Source organism: Actimicrobium sp. GrIS 1.19, from assembly GCF_035984655.1.
Classification (GTDB): Bacteria; Pseudomonadota; Gammaproteobacteria; order Burkholderiales; family Burkholderiaceae_D; genus Actimicrobium.
In genome coordinates this window covers 34,175-53,946 of record NZ_JAXCHT010000001.1, presented here as the reverse complement: position 1 = coordinate 53,946, position 19,772 = coordinate 34,175, and the positions used below count along the sequence as shown (strand labels likewise).

Here is a 19,772-nt window from a genome sequence, read left to right as displayed (position 1 = left end):
GTGAAGAAGAGCGCGAGTTACTCAAGCGTCTCGATGGTGTGGGAGAGATTCGTGTAAATGCACAGCTCGCCGGCGATGGTCAGGGACTTTTTGACGATGTCGAAGGGCGACAGCTGCGTATTTTCGGCCAGCGCCTTGGCGGCAGATTGTGCGAAAGCACCGCCCGATCCGATCGCCCCAATGCCGTCTTCCGGTTCGAGCACGTCGCCATTGCCGGTGATGACCAGCGTTGCGTCGCGATCGGCGACCAGCAACATGGCTTCGAGGCGACGCAGCATGCGGTCGGTACGCCAGTTCTTGGCCAGTTCGATGGAGGCGCGCATCAAATTGCCCTGATGCTTTTCCAGTTTTGCTTCGAACAGTTCAATGAGCGTGAACGCGTCAGCTGTTCCGCCGGCAAACCCGGCCAGAACCTTGCCATTGTGGAGCTTGCGGACTTTGCGGGCGGTGCCCTTCATCACAATATTGCCGAGTGTGACCTGTCCGTCGCCACCGAGCGCGACCAGATTGCCGCGCCGTACCGAAAGTATGGTCGTGCCGTGAAATTGCTCCATGGATGCGTCTCCCAATTCGATGGTGGCGACGCTGGCAACGATTTGCCTGCGTCGCACTACGAATAACTGAAATGGGGTTGGCCGCCGCGAATGCAAGCAGGGCGCCGGGAGATGTGCTTATTGCTTGCGAGGAAGAATGCGGGCGATCTCGCGCAGTCCCATGACATTGAACAAGGCAGTGACAAGCTGATTGACGTTGTGCAACTCGATAACGCGATCGTCACCGATTAGCGGGGCCAGGCCGCTGAGCAATTGACCGGCCGCACTGAAATCAACCCGGGTCAGACGTGAGCAGTCAATGATCGCCGGATTATGTTGCTTCGCGAAGCGCGTAATTTCGTCAATCAGACCGGTTTTTCCATCGACCACGGATGGCATCGAAAACACGTTGGGCGGTGGCGCTTGATCGAAGTCCGTGTCGATGACACTCGTCACGGTTGACTTCGGCATGATGAACGCGGGAGGGGAGACTTCGAACGTGACGCAATAGTCGATGCTGGCCTCTTCGAAATCCTGCTGGCGATTCAGGAGTTGCAGAATTTCGAGCAACAGCAACCAGGGCGCTTCCGTTTCATCACGGCGACCGACTTCGAGGGTCGCACGGACCTTCGTGGCAAATTCGCTTGCACTGATGAGCATCAAGTCGCAACCGGATCGTTGCAGCTTTTTCAGGGCCGTCAACATCAAGGCGCAGCCTTCGGGCGTCACCTCGCCGATGCGTGAAAATTCGAGTCGCAGGAGCGGATTCGTTTCACCGAGCTTTTGCGCGCGGTCGAGCTGTTTTTGAATCGATTCGTCAAGCTTGCCAGAGAAAGCGACAGTCGTGCCTGCGCCAGCGGTGTTGCCCCGGGGGTCGTTGGCGCCGTCCTGCGTTGGCGTTACCCAGGTCGGCGGCGAGGTTTCGAACTTTGCGGCGTACCGTAAGGCGAGATTCTCGAAAGAGAGCTGTTTGTCGGTGATCTGGTACAGATCGAACAGCATCCACCAGGCGGTGACGGTGGATTCGCCGAGGTCGCCATCGTCGATGGCGCCCAGCAGCATCGCCTCGACCATTTCATTTTGATCGTTGGCGAACAGGATCGCCGCTTCATCGATGACAGGCGCGGTTTCGGTCGCCGGAATGGCTGCATCCTTGGGGTTGTAATCGCCGCCAAGCATGAAATCGGTCGACATGCCCATCGCAGGCAATGTCGCCAGAAAGGCATCGCCGGGTTCGGTTGTCGTGGTGGATTTTGCAGCCTTGGAAGGCTGGGGTGTAGCGCCGCGGCCTGGCACCGACGGCGATCCGGCTATCGACTGTGGCCGGGACAATTCGGATGACATTTCCGATTCGATCTTGTCGATCTTCAGGGCAGTTTCGCGTGCGGCATCGCGTTGGACGATCTGGGAACTTGCTGTGCGCTCCGCATTGGCCGCAGTGTTACTGCGGGCGGGGCGATCTTCAGGGCGCCGACGGGGCGCATCAATTTCCGACAGAGGCGCGTCCTCTCGTCGATCTTTCTTGCCAAGAAACGAAAAAATCCCCACGGTTTTCCTGAAAGTTGAATGCCAGGCTGTGATCAGCGAATGCTGAACACATATCCAGCAGCCTGTCTCGGCCACGATATCACATTGCACGCAGGCATTTATTTTATCGCCCCTGCGTGTCGCCCAAACTTCGCATCGGCATGGCGTGGCGCCTGGTTCAAATGGCGCTTGTCAGTCCAGCGCTATGACATGCCCTACCGTAAGCCGGTTCAGTCGCCGTACAACTTTTGTTTCAATTCGCGTCGTTGCTGGGCTTCCAGCGACAGCGTTGCAGTTGGTCGTGCCAACAAACGGGGAATGCCGATCGGTTCACCGGTTTCTTCGCACCAGCCATACTCACCGCCATCGATGCTCGCAATCGACTGTTGTACTTTCTTGAGCAACTTGCGTTCACGGTCGCGGGTACGCAGTTCAAGCGCATGTTCTTCTTCGATGGTTGCGCGATCGGCGGGATCCGGGACCAGTACTGTTTCACGCAAATGCTCAGTGGTTTCGCCAGCATTTTTCAGCAGATCTTTTTCAAGTTGCTGCAAACGGGCTTTGAAAAAAGCCAGTTGCGCCTCGTTCATGTAGTCCTTCTCGGACATCTTGAGAAGCTGGGCTTCGGTCAAGATTGCTCCGTCAGCAGGCACAGATGTGTTGGTTTTCGGTGTTTTAGTTGCCACTTCGATTACTTTCGAGACTGCAGTGCGATGAATTTTATCCTCAAATCCGCCACTGGCGTTGTTGCTGCTCAGTGATGTGCGGGTTCGTGGTGCTTTGGGACTGGCGGCGGACGGTGGCGTGCTTGCGCATTTCGCGCCGGTGCCGGGTTTTCCGCCAGTCTTCGTACCGCTGGCGCTGCTTGGTCTGGAATCCGGCGCGGTGCTGTACACGTCCCCCAGACTTTTTTGGTTCCTGCCAACTGCTTGTTTCTCCAGCCTGGCGACACATTCGCCCGATGCATTCTCAGACCCTGCCGCGACCGGCGCGGCATGCGATGTCTTGGAGCCTGATTTTACAGCCGGAGTTTCAGCTTTAGCCTTTTTCGCGGATTTCGTAACGGTTGCGTTCATGGCCCTTGTCCTGAAAGAATGCCGACGCATTGCTTCAAACGGCTTTTACAGCGCCACTGCCCGGCTAATGATGGCAAATATGCTAGCTTTGGCCTAAATTTTCCACACGTAGTTTATACCAAACATTGTTCGAGGCCGCGAATAAAAATGTCCTCGGGTAAATTCGAGCCAATAAATACCAATTTGCTTTCGCGCTTTTCGTCGGCGCCCCACCTTGCACCAATGTCGCTGCCCATCATTTGGTGAACACCCTGGAAGACCACCTTGCGCTCGGCGCCGTCCATTGCGATGACGCCCTTGTACCGCAACATGCGTGGTCCATACACCTGGACGATCCCGCCGAGGAAGTCATCGAGACGGGCGGTGTCAAAACTGCGCCCGCTCCTGAATACAAATGCCTTGATGTCGTCATCGTGGTGCGAATGGTGATGATCATGGCTGGCATGGCCTGGCGGACATTCATGGCCGTGCGGTTCCGCCTCGTCTGCCTGCAGAAAGGCGGGGTCAATGTCGAGTTTGTCGTTGAGGTGAAATCCGCGAATATCGAGGATTTCAGCAATTGGCGCCTTGCCGAATGCCACGTCGCCAATGGCGGCGCGCGGGTTGATGCGTTTGATTCGGGACGTCAGAGCGAGCCGCTCCAGCTCGGAAATCAGGTCGATCTTCGAGATCAGTATGCGATCGGCAAATCCAACCTGACGTTGTGCCACCTCATGGGCATCGAGCTGCTGCATGGCGTGCTTGGCGTCGACCACGGTAATGACCGCATCCAAAACGTAGTGGCTGGCAACTGCATCGTCGACAAAGAAAGTTTGTGCCACCGGGCCAGGGTTCGCCAGGCCAGTGGTCTCAATGACCAGATGGTCGAACACGATCTCTCCGGCATCGCGACGGCGGGCAAGCTCGGTCAGGCCAACGATCAGATCGCCACGGACGCTGCAACAAATGCAGCCGTTGTTCATTTCAATGATTTGTTCGGTACTGTCCTGCACCAGAATTTCGTTATCGATATTTTCCGGGCCGAATTCATTTTCAATGACGGCGATGCGAAAACCATGGGGCTCTTGAAGAATTCTGTTGAGCAGAGTGGTTTTTCCAGCTCCAAGGAAGCCAGTCAGGATAGTGGTTGGAATGCGTGCCATGTTGGATCGTGTGGTGACATTGTGAAGTGAAGTTGCCCAGTGAAGTAGCGCTGTAGGTTGAGGTGATTCGTCTTTCTTCAATGGCTGGACGCGGCGGCTATTTTTTTGCGCGGGGATGGGCCGCGTCATACACCTGCGCCAGGCGTTGAAAATCGAGCGAGGTGTAGATTTGGGTAGAGGTGATCGATGCATGGCCAAGCATTTCCTGCACCGCGCGCAAATCGCCGGATGATTGCAGGACATGCGATGCGAATGAATGACGCAGCACATGAGGATGAACGTTTGAGGGGATGCCGATCAGCAGCGCGCGGGCTTTCAGGCGCAGCTGGACCAGCCGCACCGAGATCCTGGTACCGCGTGCGCTCAGGAACAAGGCGTGCGGGTCCGCGGGCTGCAGCGACAGGCGCACCGCGATCCAGTCCCGTAATGCTGCAACTGCAGCTTGCCCCACCGGTACGGTGCGCATCTTGTTTCCCTTGCCGGTAACCGTGACCTCGCCCGCATCGAGGTCAACCCATCCTGTCGAGACATGACTTGCGGTCTTCGCGTAGCGCACGTCGAGGCTGGTCATCTCGGAAACGCGCAGTCCACTTGAGTACAGCAGCTCAAACATGGCGCGATCGCAAGCGAGTCGCGGCGAGTCGTCGAGGGTGTCGCTCGTGGTTTGGGTAACCAGACGCACCGCATCGTCTGTCGATAAAGCTTTCGGCAATGGCTTGCCTTGCTTTGGGGCCTTGATGCCGGCGACGGGATTGCTGGTAATGACTGCGTGCTCGCCGAGCCAGCCAAAAAAGCCGCGCCATGCAGATAACTTGCGCGCAATTGACCGGGGATTGAGGTCGCGGGAATGCATTTGTGACGCGAAACGCCGCAGCTGAAGGTGTGTCAATTCGGCGAGCCGGGGCGTCGGGTCGAGTGCTGCAGCAAATTTTGCGAGGTCCTGCAGGTCGCGACGGTAACTGCCAATAGTCGCTGTCGAGAGGTGTCGCAGATTGCCTAACTGGGCAAGATACGCGTCAATATGGCAGTCCTGCTCATTCGGCGTCACGGAAGTAATCCCGGATTATGCTAGCAGACAAGTCAGCGCTGCGCTGGAGGTCTGTCCAATATTGGCCAGAAAATCCGTTGCCATGTCGGGCCGAAAACGCTCGGGGTCGGGTGAGCCAAGCACCAGCATGCCGAACACCCCGGTGGCGCCAGGCACCCGTAGCGATAGCATTGCAATCGACTGCACATGCGTTGGATCGTCGAGCCAGGATGCGGCTTCAAAGTCGTCATTTCTGCCGCAAAATGGCGCATCGAGGCCGCAAGCAAACAGGCGTGCATCGTCGGATACCGGTGCGGCAAACCATGTATGAGAAAAATCGGGTGCGACGTTCCACATCCGTAACGTCGCGTTGGGCACGGCGAAGAATTTCTTCATTCCGTCGACCAGCACGTGCGGCAAGTCGACGTCGTTCCTGCCCAACAGCAAGGACCGCGTCCATTCCTGAAACTTATCCGCAATGGAATGGTTTTCCTGGGCCAGTCGCATCAAGTCTGCAAGTCGCATTTCCAGCGCATTGACCTTGTGTCGCAGGACTTCCATTTGGCGTTCCTGCAACGACAATGTGCGCCCGCCCAATGCGCTGCTTAGTTTGATCTTGCCAAGCAGTTCAGCATGCTCTTCAAAAAACTTTGGCGTGTCTGCAAGGTATTGCGCGATCGCGCTGGAATCGAGTGTGCGTGTCATGGGTAAGGTCGCGTTCATTGATAAATCACAGGATTGCAAATGTTTCCGGCTTTGTGTGAAGCCGGCGTCCATTGCGTGGAGATGAATATTACCCGACAAAGGCGGTCATTCTTTGGATTAAAGACACTGCGGCGGCAATTTTCTCCGCAGTGTTCGTCCATCCGGGGGCAGGGAAAAGTCTAGAACACGTGACGCACGCCGAGGTTGAACGCCTTGTCGCCCGACCCGGTCTCGATAGCACTTCCGACAGTAAAGGCGGCGCCGTTTTTATTGTCGATTCGAGCGTACGACGTGTAGAAGTTGGTGCGCTTCGATAGCGCATAGGTGTAACCGATTGCCAGCTGATGCGCGTCCTGATTGGCGGCGGACTTGTCATCCTTGCGTATGTAAGACGCCATCACCGTGCTCGGGCCGAATGGCACACTGACGCCCGCCAGCCAGTCGCGGCTGTCGATCGTGGAGAAGCCGGTGTTGCGGTTATAGGCAAAGCTGGCTTTGACGACCTTGAAATCATAGGTTGCTCCGACAATGGTGTTTTTTGCCGTGCCCGACGCGATCGCGTCTTCGCTCCGGTGATGTCCAAGGCGCACGTACAACGGTCCTGCTGCGTAGCCGAACGAAGTACCAATTTGTCGATTTGCATGCGAACTGCCGGCAACCTCCCCGAAGCCATAGGCGAGGTCCGCCGAGAATCCGGCCAGCTCTGGGGTCGCGTAAATGATCGTATTGTTCATGCGCGTCGGGCTGGCGACCAGATTCTGCGAATCGCCTGCCAAGCCGGTGCCGAACGGATCAATCGTGGTCAATACCAGATAGTGCGGCGTGTATTGGCGCCCCATGGTTACTGCTCCAAAGTTGCCGTTCAGGCCGACATAGGACTGACGTGCGAAGGCCGTATTGCCCTGGTTGAAGCCGCCCGTATCGACGGCGATACCTGTTTCAAGAACGAATTTTGCGGAGAGTCCGCCGCCGAGATCCTCGGTGCCGCGAAACCCAAGGCGTGAACCGGATTGCACGCCACTGGTCAGTTTGGTCACGCTCCCTGCCGGGCCGCCGCGCTCGGACACTATCCCCGCGTCAACGATGCCATAGGCAGTAATCGAGGTCTGCGCCTTTGCGGTGCCGGTTAGCGCTACTGCCACCGCAAATGGAATGAGCGGGATAAGGGTGTTTTTCATTGCCAGATTTCCTTGAAAGTAGATGTCTTGTTGAGAATCCGCCGCTTCGAAAAATCGGGAAGCGCGATGCGGATGGGACGAACAATAAGCCCGGTCCAGTCCCTTCGTGAACGGTTTTGTCCTGCCCGGGCGCGTGGTTTTGATGCGCGATCCGACAGACTTATTCGTGTTGTTTTTATGTCACCTGGACGGGACATGTTCTCCCTGGGGATCGATCTGCCATCGCTTGGAAAAGTGTTTCTGCAACAGAAAATCTTGCTTCTTTTTGTAAGTTTTGGTGATAAGCTTCAGAAAAAATAGCGACAAAAAATTGCAAAAACGTTGTTAAAAAATCTGTAAATGCAAGGATGTTAGACAAGGTTGATATTGATCAGGGCCTGATGCCTGTTCGTGATGAATCCTCGCACTGGGCACTAAACATTCAACACTCTCAATTTCAAAAATATGGCCAATCGGGAAGAACTGTTAGTTATCCGCGCCGCACGTGCGGGCGAAGCATCGGCGCAACTTGCGCTTGGGAAGCGCTATTTGTTCGGCGGCGCGGGATTGCCAAAAAGTGAGCCGACGGCGCTCTATTGGCTCGACCGCGCCGCGCAACAGGATGAGGATGAGGCGTGGATTTTAATCGGCAGTCACATTCAATTTGAGGCCGCCGCTCGATCGGCGCAACCGGCTTCCCTGTGTCGATGGTACGAACGTGCCTTCGACGCCGGGATATTGCAGGCAGGTTTGGTGCTGGCAAAGCTGGTGTTGATCCAGACGGCCAGCAGCACGACCGCCGTATTGCGCAGAAAGGCCTGGCTGGCACTGGAGGCGGTTGCGCATGCGGGAATAGGCGAGGCGCAGTGGTTGATGGCGCAACTGATTGATCAATCTCAGGAGCGTGAAACAGGCGCCGGCCGGCAGTCGGTGGCATTGGTTGCCCGCGAGATGGGGTTTTCGTCGCAGTCCAGACTGTCAGCCACTGATCAGACCGAACGTGTCGTGATGGAATGGACACAACGTGCTGCCGACGGCGGTGTCAGAAGTGCGCAGCACGCACTCGCCGAGCATGCATGGCAGGCAGGCGATCACGATACCTTCCTGCAATGGGCGATTCCGTTGGCGCGTCAGGTCGTCACCCGTCGTCTGGCAAATTCCAGCGACGAGAATGCTTGCGCACTTTCAAGCGAAGAAGTTTCATTGCTGGCGCGCTGTGCTGCAACCATGCCCGCGCGTAGCCACTTCGACAGCATCGAGTTTGAGCGCTTCCTTGAAGCTGCGGCCGAAGGCGGCGACACCCCGTCCGCACTCTCGCTCGGATTGTGGTTCGCCCGGCTCAACCCGGCGGGCATGCGTACGAGCGGGGTCCGTGCCTTGGCAAACTATAAAAAGGCATTGCGATGGTTGAATTTGGCCGGAGAGCATGGATTGTCCGAGGCCTGGTATGCAATTTCGCGTATTTATCTGCGCGCTGAATTTTCGCAGCGCAATCTGTCCGATGCACATTTCTACGTGCAAAAGGCGGCTGAATCAGGGCATGCAATTTCCCAGCTTGAACTTGGCATGGCGGCATGGCGCGCGCGCCGGGATGAGCCGATCCGGGATGTCGAGGCTGCATATTGGTTGCAACGTGCTGCGGCCCAGAACCAGCCGGAAGCGATAAGACTTGTGCAAAAGCTGTCGGCGCCAGCGGGACCGGTCGGGTGGGCCGCCGAAGCGCGCAGTAAATTGACCCGGGAACAAGCAAATTCATACCCGCTTCTGGTCGCGCGGCTTGAACTGGCGGAAGCCTTCGGGCTCACCCGAGCTGAGACACTGCTCCTGAACGTGAGCGCGGCCGATTGCGGGCACTGTCTGTTGATTGATATTCGCGACATCCATCCGCGAAGCAGGCGTAGATTGACTCTGATTCAGACCAACGAACAACGCCATTTGCTGCAACGAATCGTCCGCCTGTTTGAGGATGTGGATTGTGGCCCACAGGGTCCGGAAGGAAACTATCGCCAGCGCTTGTATCGATTGCGCAGGCTCTTAAAGCACTGACGCAACAGAGATGGCTTGAGCAGGCTTCTTGAAAGATCTCAATCTGGTGTGATCGTGGCGGGAGTGCGGCTACAGCGTGATTTCGCCGTCGAATACGCTTACGGCCGGGCCAGTCAGCATGACGTGCGACGAGCCTCCGCTCCAGGATACTGTCAAATTGCCCCCGCGCGCCTCGACCAGAACTGGCGACGTCAGTTGGTCGCGTCGTATGCCTGCGACCACTGCCGCGCAGGAGCCTGTGCCACACGCAAGGGTTTCGCCCGCGCCACGCTCAAAAACCCGTAGCCGAATGTGGTGGCGATCAACGATCTCCATAAAGCCGGCGTTCACGCGCTTGGGAAAACGCGGGTGGTGTTCGATCGCAGGGCCATCCACCGACACGTTCGCTTCTTCCACACTGGGAACGATTTGCACCGCGTGCGGATTGCCCATCGAAACCACGGAGATGAAAATGGACCTGTCGCCGAGGGGCAGTGGCCATAGTGATTCATTGGCCTCCGGCAGCGAGATCAGGCCTGCCGCATTGAATGGGACACGCTCTGGCATAAATTCCGGCGGCCCCATATCAACCGTAATCTCACCACTGGCTTCAAGGCGCGGTTCAATGATGCCGCTCATCGTCGTAACGCGAATGGCTGTCTTTGCGGTCAGGCCCTTCTCCGTGACGAAGCGCACAAATGCGCGCGCGCCGTTCCCGCACTGCTCGACTTCGCCGCCATCGGCATTGAAGATACGGTACCGAAAATCAATGCCCGCCTGATCGGATGGCTCAACGATCAGGATTTGATCGGCGCCAATACCAAACCGTCGGTCCGCGATTTTGCGACACACCTCGGAGGACAGATCGATTTTCTGGTGGATGGCATCGATGACGACGAAGTCATTGCCGGCACCCTGCATTTTCGTGAATTTGATTTTCATTGGTCGATTATATAAGGGCATCGTGCTTGTCCAGACAATGGCCATGCGACAGCCTCATCCTGGCAAGTCAGTCGCCATTTGCGGCGCGCTTCGCATACAGCCCAGGCTCGCCTGCGGGGCGTGTCTTGAACCTCTTGTGAGTCCAGAAGTATTCGTCGGGCGTCTCGCGGACGCGGGCCTCGATGAACGCATTCATGGTCCGGGTCGCTTCGAGAATGTCGTCTCCGGGATAATTTTCCCACGCCGGGTAGAAGGTCACCTTCCAGCCGCGATAATTGGGTAAAAATGTGGCGACAACGGGGATCACCTTTGCACCGGTGCTTGCCGCGATGCGTGCGGGAGCGGTTAGCGTTGCTGCGGAAACGCCGAAAAACGGAACGAATTCGGCGTCGCGCGCGCCGAAATCCATATCCGGCAGCATGAAGAAAGGCAGCGGTTCACGCATTGCGCGCATGATGGGCTTGATCCCCTCCCCGCGCGAAAATAATTTTATCGGACGAAAGCGCGAGCGCCCCTTGAGCAGCGCGTCATTGAATGTCCGGTTTTGCTGGCGCGTATAGATCGAGCACAGCGACGACTCAAGCAGAACCGCTACGCCAGCAACGTCAAGACAAACAAAATGCGGGCATAGAAGGATGGTTGGCCCCGCCTGAATTAACTCCATGGGCACGCGTGGCTCGACAACAATCAGGCGTTTCAGGCGTGCCTCCGACGCCCACCACAACAGGCTGCGTTCGAGCACGGCACGTGCATATCCCTGAAAATGTTTTTTTGCGATGCGAAGGCGCTGCGCCTCATCCAGCTCCGGAAGACACAGGCGCAAATTAATCAAGGTAATGCGACGGCGGCTTCGCACCAGGATGAACAACACACTTCCCGTGACCTCGCCAAGTCTGCCGAGCAAGGGCAGTGGCAGCCAGTGCAATAACCACATCAAACCAAGCACCAGTCTCACGTCATATCCTCGGCCGAACCATCTGATGAGGCGCCATGCGGCGACTTGTACCGGTTATAGCTCCAGAAGTATTGCGCCGGGCAGCGTGCGATCAATTGCTCCATCGCCGCATTGATTGCACGCGCCTGCTGCTGCGGATCGTCGGTCAACTCTTGCTCGAACGCCGCGAAGCGAATCACGAACCCCGCGCCATGCGGCTTGCGCTGCGCGTACGACAGGATCAGCGGCGCCCCGGTCATCCGGGACAACTTCGCAGGCAGGGTCATGGTGTAAGCCTTCATGCCAAAAAAATCGGCCCATACCCCCTCGCCCTGGTGCGGCACCTGATCCGGCAGCAAACCAATTGCACCGCCCGATTTCAGCGTCTTCAGCAAGCTTCGAACGCCTCGCAGATTGGCGGGAGCAAGGTTCAAATTGGGGCGGCGACGTGCACCCTCGATCAGTGGTTTGAGCGCCTCCTTGCGGGGCGGTCGGTACAGGGCAGTCAACGGCATGCGGGCTGCGATCGCCTGGGCAATGATCTCGAAGCAGCCAAGATGGGGTGTCAAAAAAATAACGCCGCGGCCCTTGTCGATCATTGCTTGCGCTATATGCCAATCTTCGACTTGTGCGGTGGCGAGGACCCGGTCCGGCGGGGCACACCAGATAAACGGCAGTTCGAAGATATTCTTGCCCGCCTCCTCGATGGCAGTCGGGAGCACTTCGATAAAGCCGGCACGCTCGATATTGTCGTGCAATCGACGTCGATAGCCCGCTGAAAAACGATACACCACGCGACCGAAAAACGCGCCGAGCACGTGCATTGCCGACAGCGGCAGGATGGAGAGCAGACGGAAAAGAGTGACGAGTATAAAGGCGGGGAACAATGATTTTGCTGAATTATTTCAAGAGGCGTAAAATATCACGGAAGCAGCACCCGCCGAGTTAACACAGACAACTTGCGAGGCGGTCTATAAATTTCGCTAAAGCGTCGCAGGCTCATTGGATTGGCCGCGACAGGGTCATCGTCACCGCAATCACAGGAGCCACCATGGCACATGAATATCTTTTTACCTCCGAATCCGTCTCGGAAGGCCACCCCGATAAAGTCGCTGATCAGATCTCGGACGCGATTCTCGATGCAGTTCTGGCCATTGATCCCCAAGCCCGCGTCGCCGCCGAAACCTTGTGCAATACCGGTCTCGTCGTGCTGGCCGGCGAAATAACAACCCACGCAAACATTGACTACATTGGCGTCGCGCGCGACACCATCAAACGTATCGGTTACGACAATGCCGACTACGGCATCGATTACAAGAGTTGCGCTGTCATGGTCTGCTACGACAAGCAGTCGCCGGATATCGCACAGGGTGTGAACGAAGGCAGCGGTCTCGACCTCGACCAGGGCGCCGGTGACCAGGGCCTGATGTTCGGTTACGCATGCGACGAAACGCCTGAACTGATGCCGGCAGCGATTTATTATGCGCACCGCATCGTCGAGCGGCAGTCGCAATTGCGCAAGGATGGCCGTTTGCCATGGTTGCGTCCGGACGCGAAATCGCAAGTAACGCTGCGCTACGTCGACGGCAAGCCAGTGGGTATCGATACGGTTGTGTTGTCGACACAGCATGCTCCCGAAATGGAGCACAAGGCGATCGAAGAAGCCGTCATCGAAATGATCATCAAGCCGGTGGTCCCGCAAGCGTGGTTAAAAAATACACGGTATCTCGTCAATCCAACAGGGCGCTTCGTAATTGGTGGTCCGCAAGGCGATTGTGGGTTGACTGGGCGCAAAATTATCGTGGACACTTATGGTGGCGCCGCACCGCATGGCGGGGGCGCGTTTTCGGGCAAGGATCCCTCGAAGGTTGACCGTTCTGCGGCGTATGCCGGTCGTTATGTGGCGAAGAATATTGTCGCTGCCGGACTGGCCACGCGATGCCAGATTCAGGTGTCATATGCAATCGGCATCGCACGACCAACTTCGGTGATGGTAACCACCTTCGGCACAGGCGTGATCAGCGATGAAAAACTGGCTGAGCTGGTGCGGGAACATTTCGATCTGCGCCCGAAAGGCATCGTACAAATGCTGGACCTGTTGCGCCCAATCTATCTGAAGACCGCTTCATACGGCCACTTTGGCCGCGAGGAGCCAGAATTCACCTGGGAGCGCACCGATAAAGTGGCGGCACTGCGGGCAACGGCAGGTCTTTGATCGATGTCGGTGCCGACCGGTGCCGAGATCAACCTGAAGCTGCCTGAACGCAGTTACTGTCCGTGGAAAAATAGTGCTCTCGTCATTCACCAAAGTCGTGGTCGTTACCGGTCTGTACGTATCCGCGAACGTGTTTGCTGCGACAGCGCCCATTCGATCTGGCGCCGTGCAATCTACTGCCCATCAGGCGGGGTGGTGCGGGAAGCTCGCGGCACGTTTGCCCGGGATTTCCGCCGCGGCCTGTAATGCCAGCAACTTGAGTCCGTCTGGCGCGGTCTCCACTAACGGATTTCCACTGCTGACGCGTCACATTCAGGGAGCGCCCGCCAAAGACGGCCGCAAGCCCTTGCGCGTGTTGCTGTTGGGCGGGATACATGGCGACGAGTTGACCGCATCGGCTATCGTTTTCAAGTGGATGCAACAGGTTCAGACGCCGCTTGCCCAGGAGTTCGTCTGGGAGGTCGTCCCCGTCGTCAATCCGGACGGACTGCTCGCCGAAAAGCCCAGCCGCGTGAATGCCCGGGGTGTCGACCTCAATCGCAATTTTCCGACGCCCGACTGGAAAAAAGAGGCGCCGCGTTATTGGGAAAAAGTCACTGCCAGCGATCCGCGCCGCTTTCCTGGTACCGGCCCGCTATCGGAGCCCGAGACACGCTGGCTGAATGCCGAAATCGCTCGCTTCAAGCCGAACGTGATCGTGTCGGTCCATGCGCCGTTCGGCGTGCTTGACTTTGACGGCCCGGCGCCTGAACCGGAGCATTTCGGCCGACTCCAGTTCAACCGGGTTGGTGTTTATCCTGGCTCCCTCGGCAACTATGGCGGCCGTAACCAGAATATCCCCGTCATCACCATTGAATTGCCGAATGCGTTGGCCATGCCGCCAGAGGCCGAAATTCAACGAATCTGGCAAGACATGCTGAGCTGGATGAAGCACAACGTGCATCGACCGGAGTCCGCGCCGGATCGACGCAACGCGGCGCGCATTGCCAGCACTCGCTAATGCATTTTAAATTGACGCGGCGCACGCTGTTGGTCGGGTTCAGGCTATAATCCGCACTCCAAGGAGCGTTGCAGCCCGATTGCGAGAGCATTCGGCGCCAGGCTTGGAGGCAACACACAGCAACTGCGCTCACGTTTCTTTTTTTCTAACGAAAGGAGGGCGTGATGAACGCCGCAGTAATAACCCCTCAAGCAATCCCCGTAACTTCCCTGCCAAACGATTATCTGGTAGCCGACCTCAGTCTCGCCGATTGGGGCCGCAAGGAAATCCGCATCGCGGAAACTGAAATGCCCGGCCTGATGGCCATCCGCGAAGAGTTTTCCGCTGCCCAGCCGCTCAAGGGCGCACGCATTACCGGATCAATCCACATGACGATCCAGACTGCCGTGTTGATCCAGACGCTCGAAGCCCTTGGTGCGCAAGTGCGCTGGGCGTCCTGCAACATCTATTCAACCCAGGACCATGCGGCAGCCGCAATTGCCGCCGATGGCACCCCGGTATTTGCCTTCAAGGGCGAAACGCTGGATGAATACTGGGAATTTACCCACCGGATCTTCGAATGGCCAGCCACGGCTGCCGGTGCCCAGTACTCCAACATGATTCTCGACGACGGTGGCGATGCAACCCTGTTGCTGCATCTCGGTACCCGCGCCGAGCAAGATGCGTCCGTACTGGACAATCCGACCTCGGAAGAAGAAATCTGCCTGTACAACGCGATCAAGAAGCGTCTTGCAACGAAGCCGGGTTGGTATTCGGCCCGCCTGGCCGAGGTCAAGGGCGTGACCGAAGAAACGACCACGGGCGTGCACCGTCTGTATCAGATGTTCAAGGATGGCAAGTTGGCATTCCCCGCGATTAACGTCAATGACTCCGTTACCAAGTCAAAATTCGACAATCTGTACGGTTGCCGCGAATCGCTGGTCGATGGCATCAAGCGCGCTACCGACGTGATGATCGCCGGTAAGGTCGCAGTGGTCGCCGGTTATGGCGATGTGGGCAAAGGTTCGGCTCAGGCACTGCGCGCCTTGTCGGCGCAAGTCTGGATCACCGAAATCGACCCGATCTGCGCCTTGCAGGCAGCCATGGAAGGCTATCGCGTCGTGACGATGGACTACGCGGCAGAACACGCTGATATCTTCGTTACCGCAACGGGCAATTATCATGTGATTACGCACGCGCACATGGCAAAAATGAAGAACCAGGCAATCGTCTGCAATATCGGCCATTTCGACAACGAAATCGAAGTCGCTGCATTGAAACAGTACACGTGGGAAAACATCAAGCCACAAGTCGACCATATCATTTTCCCGGACGGCAAACGCATCATCCTGCTGGCCGAAGGTCGTCTGGTCAACCTGGGTTGCGGAACGGGTCACCCATCCTATGTGATGAGCTCGTCGTTTGCCAATCAGGTGATTGCGCAGATCGAATTGTTCTGCAACACGAAGAACTATCCGATTGGCGTGTACACGTTGCCGAAGCACCTCGATGAAAAAGTTGCGCGCCTGCAGTTGCGCACCTTGAACGCAAAACTCACCGAGTTGACACCGGAACAAGCCAGCTACATCGGCGTGCAACAAACCGGACCGTACAAGCCCGAGCACTACCGGTACTAAAGCTTGTTCGCTGTTGTTTGACAGACCGTTTCGTGTCGGCCAGCCGGCCGGAGCGAAGCGGTCTTTTTTCTGGATCGGAACCTTTCATGCGTCTTCTCATCACGTGGATCATCAATGCGGTCGCGCTCCTGGCGCTGCCTTATTTCATGCAATCGGTGCGGGTCGAGAGCTTCGGCACGGCGCTTGTCGCCGCGCTGGTGCTCGGGCTCGTCAACACCCTGATTCGGCCGCTGCTGCTGCTGCTGACCTTGCCGGTCACGGTCCTGACGCTGGGTTTGTTCATCTTCGTGGTCAACGGCTTGATGTTCTGGGCAGTGGCCAACCTGGTCGGCGGCTTTCGGGTCGAGGGCTTTGGCTCGGCGATTCTGGCGGCGATCCTGTACAGCATCCTGTCATGGGTCTTGTCCTCTTTGCTGCTCGATAAATAATGTCCCATTCCGATTTCAGCATTGAGTTTTATCCGCCCAAAACAGCCGAGGGTGCAGAGAAATTGCGCGTCACGCGCGTGCGACTGGCGGCGCTCAATCCAAAGTATTTTTCCGTGACATTTGGCGCCGGTGGCAGTACCCAGCAAGGTACGCTCGATACGGTGCTGGAAATTCGGCGCGAAGGGCATCAGGCCGCGCCGCATATTTCCTGCCTCGGCAGTTCGCGCGATCGATTGCGCGCCGCGCTCGACGAATACCGCAGCAACGGCATCCGTCGACTGGTGGCGTTGCGCGGCGATCTGCCGAGCGGTTATGGCGCGGTCGATTTTTCGTCCGGCGAATTTCGCTATGCCAACGAGTTGGTCGAATTCATCCGTGCCGAATCCGGCGACTGGTTTCATATCGAAGTGGCGGCCTACCCGGAAATGCACCCTCAGGCCAAGTCGCCACTTGATGATGTGCAAAGCTTCGCACGCAAGGTGCAGGCTGGCGCCGACGGCGCCATCACCCAATATTTCTACAACGCCGATGCCTACTTTCGCTTTGTCGATGAAGCGCGCAAGCTCGGCGTGCAAGTGCCGATCGCGGCCGGGGTGATGCCTATTACGAATACCATGCAGTTGCTGCGGTTCTCAGAGATGTGCGGCGCTGAAATCCCGCGTTGGGTGCGTCTGAAATTACTCAGTTACGGCGACGATATCGAGTCGATTCGTGCCTTTGGGCTCGATGTTGTTACCGCCTTGTGCGAACGACTGCTGGCCGGTGGTGCGCCAGGCCTGCACTTCTATTCGCTCAATCAGGCGGCGCCGACCATGGCGATCTGCCAGCGCCTCAAACTGCAGGGCTAATACCGGCCGCTTTCGGTAATCACTGCCTGCAGCGGGATATCGTGCGGCTCGGCGTCGAATTCGACCCTGGCGCAATCGAAGGCAATGCCAAGCGTGGCAGCCGCGGGCATTGCTGCCAGCGTGCGATCGTACAGTCCGCCGCCGTAGCCCAGTCGGACCCGTTGCGCATTGACCCCCAGGCAAGGAATCAGAATCAGATCGGGCGTCACGTTGCGCACCGGATCGGCCGGGATGGCGACGCCGAACTGGTCGCGCGTCATCGGCTGGCCCGGCGTCCACGCGACGAATGTCAGTGGTGCATCGGTCGACGTGACCAGTGGCAATGCCAGCGTCACACCGCGTCGCGCCAGTTCCTGCCATGTCGCACGCAGATCGGGTTCGCCACGAATTGGCCAGAACGTTGCCACAACGTCGGCGCTGCAATCCCGCAGCTGTCGGCCAATTGCCTCCGTGGCATCGCGGCGCTGGTTTGGCGACAACCCATTGCGGGTTGCCAGCAAGGTGTTGCGCAAGATTGCCTTGCGACGTGCCAACTGCGCTGCAAGCCGCGCGGATTCACATGCTATGCTTGAATCAGAGTGTGTCATGGCAGTTCAAATTGGTGAAAAGGTCGACCCGTAATGTTCTCGAAGAAATGGATTGTCGGCATGATGTTTGCCGTCGCCGCGGTGGTATTGTGCGAACCCGCCGCACTGGCCCAGAAACGCCCTTCCAGTTTCGTCAATGACGATGATGTGTTTCTCGCCCTGCGCGACGCATCCCGTCGCGATGACGCCGCCGCTGCCGCCGAACTGGCCGATCGGCTGCCCAATTATGCCATCCCTTCCTACGTTGACTATTTTCGTCTGAAGCCCCGTATCAGCATCGCGCCGGAGGGCGAAGTGCGCGACTTTTTGCGGCGTTACGAGGGTACCGCGATTGCCGACCGGTTACGCAACGACTGGTTGCTTGAGCTGGGACGCCGCGGCGATTTCGTCACCTTCGACGAGCAATATCCGCAATTCGCACTCGACGATGATCTGCAATTGAAATGCTATGCGCTGGTGTCGCGCATCAACAAGGGCGTGCAGGTCGCTGCGGCGGCGCGCACGCTGCTGGTGTCCCCCAAAGACTATGGCAATGCCTGCATGACACTGATTGCCACGCTGGTGCAGAGCGGCCAGTTTTCAACCGAAGACGTGTGGGCCCAGTTGCGCCTGGCAGCCGAAACCAATCAGGTCATTGTTGCGCGCCGGCTGGCCAATCTGGCGGGCGCCAGCGACAGCCAGGTCGTGCAGGCGATCGAAAAAGGTCCATTGGTGCTGGCGCAACGGGTGCCGGACAATCCGACCGCGCACCAGCTTTTCATCATCGCGGCTGGTCGCGTCGCCCGCACCAGCCCGGAACAGGCCGCCAGCGCCGTGAGCAATGTCGAGGCGCGCCTCACGCCGGCCGAGCGGGCGCTCGCGTGGGCACAGATCGCGCTGCAGGCATCGCTCAAGCTGATGCCCGAAGCGACCGCGCAATACTGGAGTCGCACCGACGGCGTGGCGTTGTCGGCCGAGGGGTATCAATGGCGCGCGCGCATGGCGTTACGCAACGGCGACTGGAAGCTGGTCCGCCAGGCCATCGATGCGATGCCGCCAGCGATGGCCGCCGAACCCACCTGGGTGTATTGGCGCGGCCGCGCGCTCAAGGCCGCTGGCGACGGCGAGGAGTCGCAACGACTGTTTCAGTCGATTTCCGACCAGACCAATTTCTACGGCCAGCTGGCGCTCGAAGAACAGGGCGAACAGATCAGCATTCCGGTTGCCGGCGTACCGCTGGCAGCAACCGAAATCAGTGCGATGGCCGGCAATCAGGGCTTGCGCCGCGCCCTGAAATTTTTTGATCTGAACCTGCGCTTTGAAGCCGTGCGGGAATGGAACTGGGAATTGCGCCGGATGAGCGAGCGCGAGCATCTTGCCGCCGCCGAATTCGCGCGGCAGAACGATATCCTCGACCGCATGGTGAATACCTCCGACCGCACCAGAACAGAACGTGATTTCACACAGCGCTTTCCTTCGCCGTTCCGCGATTACATGGTTGCCCGAACCACGGCGCTGGGCCTGGACATGGCATGGGTGTACGGCTTGATCCGGCAGGAATCCCGCTTCATCATGAATGCGCGTTCACACGTCGGTGCGACCGGGTTGATGCAACTGATGCCGGGCACGGCGCGCTTCGTCGCTGCCAAAATCGGCATGGCCAATTTCAATCCAAGTCAGGTCAACGATGTCGGCACCAATCTCGAGCTGGGCGCAAATTATCTGAACATGGTGCTGCGCGATCTGGATGGTTCGCAGGCGCTGGCGACGGCTGCCTATAACGCCGGACCGGGCCGGCCACGCAGCTGGCGCGCCAGCTTGACGCGCACGGTCGAAGGAGCTGTTTTCGCTGAAACGATTCCTTTTGCGGAAACCCGTGGCTACGTCAAGAACGTGCTGTCGAATGCGACGTACTATGCTGCCCTGTTCGAGAACAAGCCACAGTCCCTGAAGGCGCGCCTCGGTACCGTCGCGCCAAAAGGATTCACACCCACTGAACTGCCTTGATGACGAGGACTGACTTGACCCCGA

19 protein-coding genes and 1 riboswitch are annotated in these 19,772 nt (G+C 57.9%); of the genes, 8 read left to right on the top strand and 11 right to left on the bottom strand.

Annotated elements, in window-relative coordinates; genetic code table 11:
- Nucleotides 1–17 precede the first annotated feature (17 nt).
- The 7 genes from hslV to RCH09_RS00235 form a co-directional block, all read right to left on the bottom strand.
- On the bottom strand, nt 18–554 hold the full coding sequence (gene hslV, locus RCH09_RS00265) for an ATP-dependent protease subunit HslV (protein ID WP_326939294.1): 537 nt from the start codon (nt 552–554) through the stop codon (nt 18–20).
- Between the two features lie 117 nt (nt 555–671).
- The gene (locus RCH09_RS00260; RefSeq protein ID WP_326939001.1) at nt 672–1,877 is read right to left on the bottom strand and encodes an STAS domain-containing protein; all 1,206 of its coding nucleotides are present in this window, start codon (nt 1,875–1,877) and stop codon (nt 672–674) included.
- Nucleotides 1,878–2,290: 413 nt separating this feature from the next.
- A complete protein-coding gene (gene dksA / locus RCH09_RS00255) occupies nt 2,291–2,695 on the bottom strand; it encodes an RNA polymerase-binding protein DksA (RefSeq protein ID WP_326939293.1) in 405 nt (134 codons plus the stop codon).
- Nucleotides 2,696–3,249: 554 nt separating this feature from the next.
- On the bottom strand, nt 3,250–4,278 hold the full coding sequence (locus RCH09_RS00250; RefSeq protein ID WP_326939000.1) for a CobW family GTP-binding protein: 1,029 nt from the start codon (nt 4,276–4,278) through the stop codon (nt 3,250–3,252).
- A gap of 97 nt (nt 4,279–4,375) precedes the next feature.
- Nucleotides 4,376–5,326 (bottom strand): tyrosine recombinase XerC, encoded by a 951-nt coding sequence (locus tag RCH09_RS00245; protein WP_326938999.1) that lies wholly within the window; start codon nt 5,324–5,326, stop codon nt 4,376–4,378.
- A gap of 15 nt (nt 5,327–5,341) precedes the next feature.
- The gene (locus RCH09_RS00240) at nt 5,342–6,010 is read right to left on the bottom strand and encodes a DUF484 family protein (protein WP_326938998.1); all 669 of its coding nucleotides are present in this window, start codon (nt 6,008–6,010) and stop codon (nt 5,342–5,344) included.
- Between the two features lie 179 nt (nt 6,011–6,189).
- The gene (locus RCH09_RS00235) at nt 6,190–7,188 is read right to left on the bottom strand and encodes a porin (RefSeq protein ID WP_326938997.1); all 999 of its coding nucleotides are present in this window, start codon (nt 7,186–7,188) and stop codon (nt 6,190–6,192) included.
- Nucleotides 7,189–7,200: 12 nt separating this feature from the next.
- Between RCH09_RS00235 and RCH09_RS00230 the strand changes: the two genes are divergently transcribed.
- Nucleotides 7,201–7,488, top strand: coding sequence for a hypothetical protein (locus RCH09_RS00230; RefSeq protein WP_326938996.1), 288 nt, complete (start codon nt 7,201–7,203; stop codon nt 7,486–7,488).
- Nucleotides 7,489–7,632: 144 nt separating this feature from the next.
- Nucleotides 7,633–9,213 carry a tetratricopeptide repeat protein gene (locus RCH09_RS00225; protein WP_326938995.1) on the top strand — a complete coding sequence of 527 codons (1,581 nt, stop codon included), beginning with the start codon at nt 7,633–7,635 and terminating at the stop codon, nt 9,211–9,213.
- A gap of 69 nt (nt 9,214–9,282) precedes the next feature.
- On the opposite strand, the gene dapF is transcribed toward RCH09_RS00225, so the two are convergent.
- From dapF to RCH09_RS00210, 3 genes are all read right to left on the bottom strand, one after another.
- Nucleotides 9,283–10,134, bottom strand: coding sequence for a diaminopimelate epimerase (gene dapF, locus RCH09_RS00220; protein ID WP_326938994.1), 852 nt, complete (start codon nt 10,132–10,134; stop codon nt 9,283–9,285).
- 67 nt (nt 10,135–10,201) lie between these two features.
- Nucleotides 10,202–11,089, bottom strand: a complete 888-nt coding sequence (locus RCH09_RS00215) for an LpxL/LpxP family acyltransferase (protein WP_326938993.1) — start codon at nt 11,087–11,089, stop codon at nt 10,202–10,204.
- Nucleotides 11,086–11,940, bottom strand: coding sequence for a lysophospholipid acyltransferase family protein (locus tag RCH09_RS00210; protein WP_326939292.1), 855 nt, complete (start codon nt 11,938–11,940; stop codon nt 11,086–11,088). The genes RCH09_RS00215 and RCH09_RS00210 overlap by 4 nt, the downstream gene beginning before the upstream one ends.
- A gap of 179 nt (nt 11,941–12,119) precedes the next feature.
- Between RCH09_RS00210 and metK the strand changes: the two genes are divergently transcribed.
- The 5 genes from metK (at nt 12,120) to metF (ending at nt 17,175) form a co-directional block, all read left to right on the top strand.
- Nucleotides 12,120–13,283 carry a methionine adenosyltransferase gene (gene metK / locus RCH09_RS00205; protein WP_326938992.1) on the top strand — a complete coding sequence of 388 codons (1,164 nt, stop codon included), beginning with the start codon at nt 12,120–12,122 and terminating at the stop codon, nt 13,281–13,283.
- A 73-nt stretch (nt 13,284–13,356) separates the two neighbouring features.
- A complete protein-coding gene (locus tag RCH09_RS00200; RefSeq protein ID WP_326938991.1) occupies nt 13,357–14,283 on the top strand; it encodes a M14 family zinc carboxypeptidase in 927 nt (308 codons plus the stop codon).
- A 54-nt stretch (nt 14,284–14,337) separates the two neighbouring features.
- A riboswitch (S-adenosyl-L-homocysteine riboswitch) is annotated at nt 14,338–14,421 on the top strand.
- 26 nt (nt 14,422–14,447) lie between these two features.
- A complete protein-coding gene (ahcY, locus tag RCH09_RS00195; RefSeq protein ID WP_326938990.1) occupies nt 14,448–15,899 on the top strand; it encodes an adenosylhomocysteinase in 1,452 nt (483 codons plus the stop codon).
- An 86-nt stretch (nt 15,900–15,985) separates the two neighbouring features.
- Nucleotides 15,986–16,327: a phage holin family protein gene (locus RCH09_RS00190; protein WP_326938989.1), complete on the top strand. Its 342-nt coding sequence runs from the start codon at nt 15,986–15,988 to the stop codon at nt 16,325–16,327.
- Nucleotides 16,327–17,175 carry a methylenetetrahydrofolate reductase [NAD(P)H] gene (metF, locus tag RCH09_RS00185; protein WP_326938988.1) on the top strand — a complete coding sequence of 283 codons (849 nt, stop codon included), beginning with the start codon at nt 16,327–16,329 and terminating at the stop codon, nt 17,173–17,175. Before RCH09_RS00190 ends, metF begins: the two co-directional genes overlap by 1 nt.
- Here the strand turns inward: metF and RCH09_RS00180 are convergent.
- Nucleotides 17,172–17,762, bottom strand: coding sequence for a 5-formyltetrahydrofolate cyclo-ligase (locus RCH09_RS00180; protein WP_326938987.1), 591 nt, complete (start codon nt 17,760–17,762; stop codon nt 17,172–17,174). The genes metF and RCH09_RS00180 overlap by 4 nt on opposite strands.
- 33 nt (nt 17,763–17,795) lie before the next feature.
- Here RCH09_RS00180 and RCH09_RS00175 point away from each other — a divergent pair, with 33 nt between their 5' ends.
- Nucleotides 17,796–19,748: a lytic transglycosylase domain-containing protein gene (locus tag RCH09_RS00175; protein WP_326938986.1), complete on the top strand. Its 1,953-nt coding sequence runs from the start codon at nt 17,796–17,798 to the stop codon at nt 19,746–19,748.
- The last annotated feature ends 24 nt before the right edge of the window (nt 19,749–19,772 follow it).

Bases quoted from the DNA above. Each gene is read 5' to 3' on its own strand.
- RCH09_RS00190 (WP_326938989.1), top strand. From the start codon at position 15,986: ATGCGTCTTCTCATCACGTGGATCATCAATGCGGTCGCGCTCCTGGCG.
- metF (WP_326938988.1), top strand. From the start codon at position 16,327: ATGTCCCATTCCGATTTCAGCATTGAGTTTTATCCGCCCAAAACAGCC.
- RCH09_RS00240 (WP_326938998.1), bottom strand. From the start codon at position 6,010: ATGACACGCACACTCGATTCCAGCGCGATCGCGCAATACCTTGCAGAC.
- RCH09_RS00235 (WP_326938997.1), bottom strand. From the start codon at position 7,188: ATGAAAAACACCCTTATCCCGCTCATTCCATTTGCGGTGGCAGTAGCG.
- RCH09_RS00175 (WP_326938986.1), top strand. From the start codon at position 17,796: ATGTTCTCGAAGAAATGGATTGTCGGCATGATGTTTGCCGTCGCCGCG.
- ahcY (WP_326938990.1), top strand. From the start codon at position 14,448: ATGAACGCCGCAGTAATAACCCCTCAAGCAATCCCCGTAACTTCCCTG.
- RCH09_RS00225 (WP_326938995.1), top strand. From the start codon at position 7,633: ATGGCCAATCGGGAAGAACTGTTAGTTATCCGCGCCGCACGTGCGGGC.
- hslV (WP_326939294.1), bottom strand. From the start codon at position 554: ATGGAGCAATTTCACGGCACGACCATACTTTCGGTACGGCGCGGCAAT.
- RCH09_RS00180 (WP_326938987.1), bottom strand. From the start codon at position 17,762: ATGACACACTCTGATTCAAGCATAGCATGTGAATCCGCGCGGCTTGCA.
- RCH09_RS00260 (WP_326939001.1), bottom strand. From the start codon at position 1,877: ATGTCATCCGAATTGTCCCGGCCACAGTCGATAGCCGGATCGCCGTCG.
- dapF (WP_326938994.1), bottom strand. From the start codon at position 10,134: ATGAAAATCAAATTCACGAAAATGCAGGGTGCCGGCAATGACTTCGTC.
- metK (WP_326938992.1), top strand. From the start codon at position 12,120: ATGGCACATGAATATCTTTTTACCTCCGAATCCGTCTCGGAAGGCCAC.
- RCH09_RS00250 (WP_326939000.1), bottom strand. From the start codon at position 4,278: ATGGCACGCATTCCAACCACTATCCTGACTGGCTTCCTTGGAGCTGGA.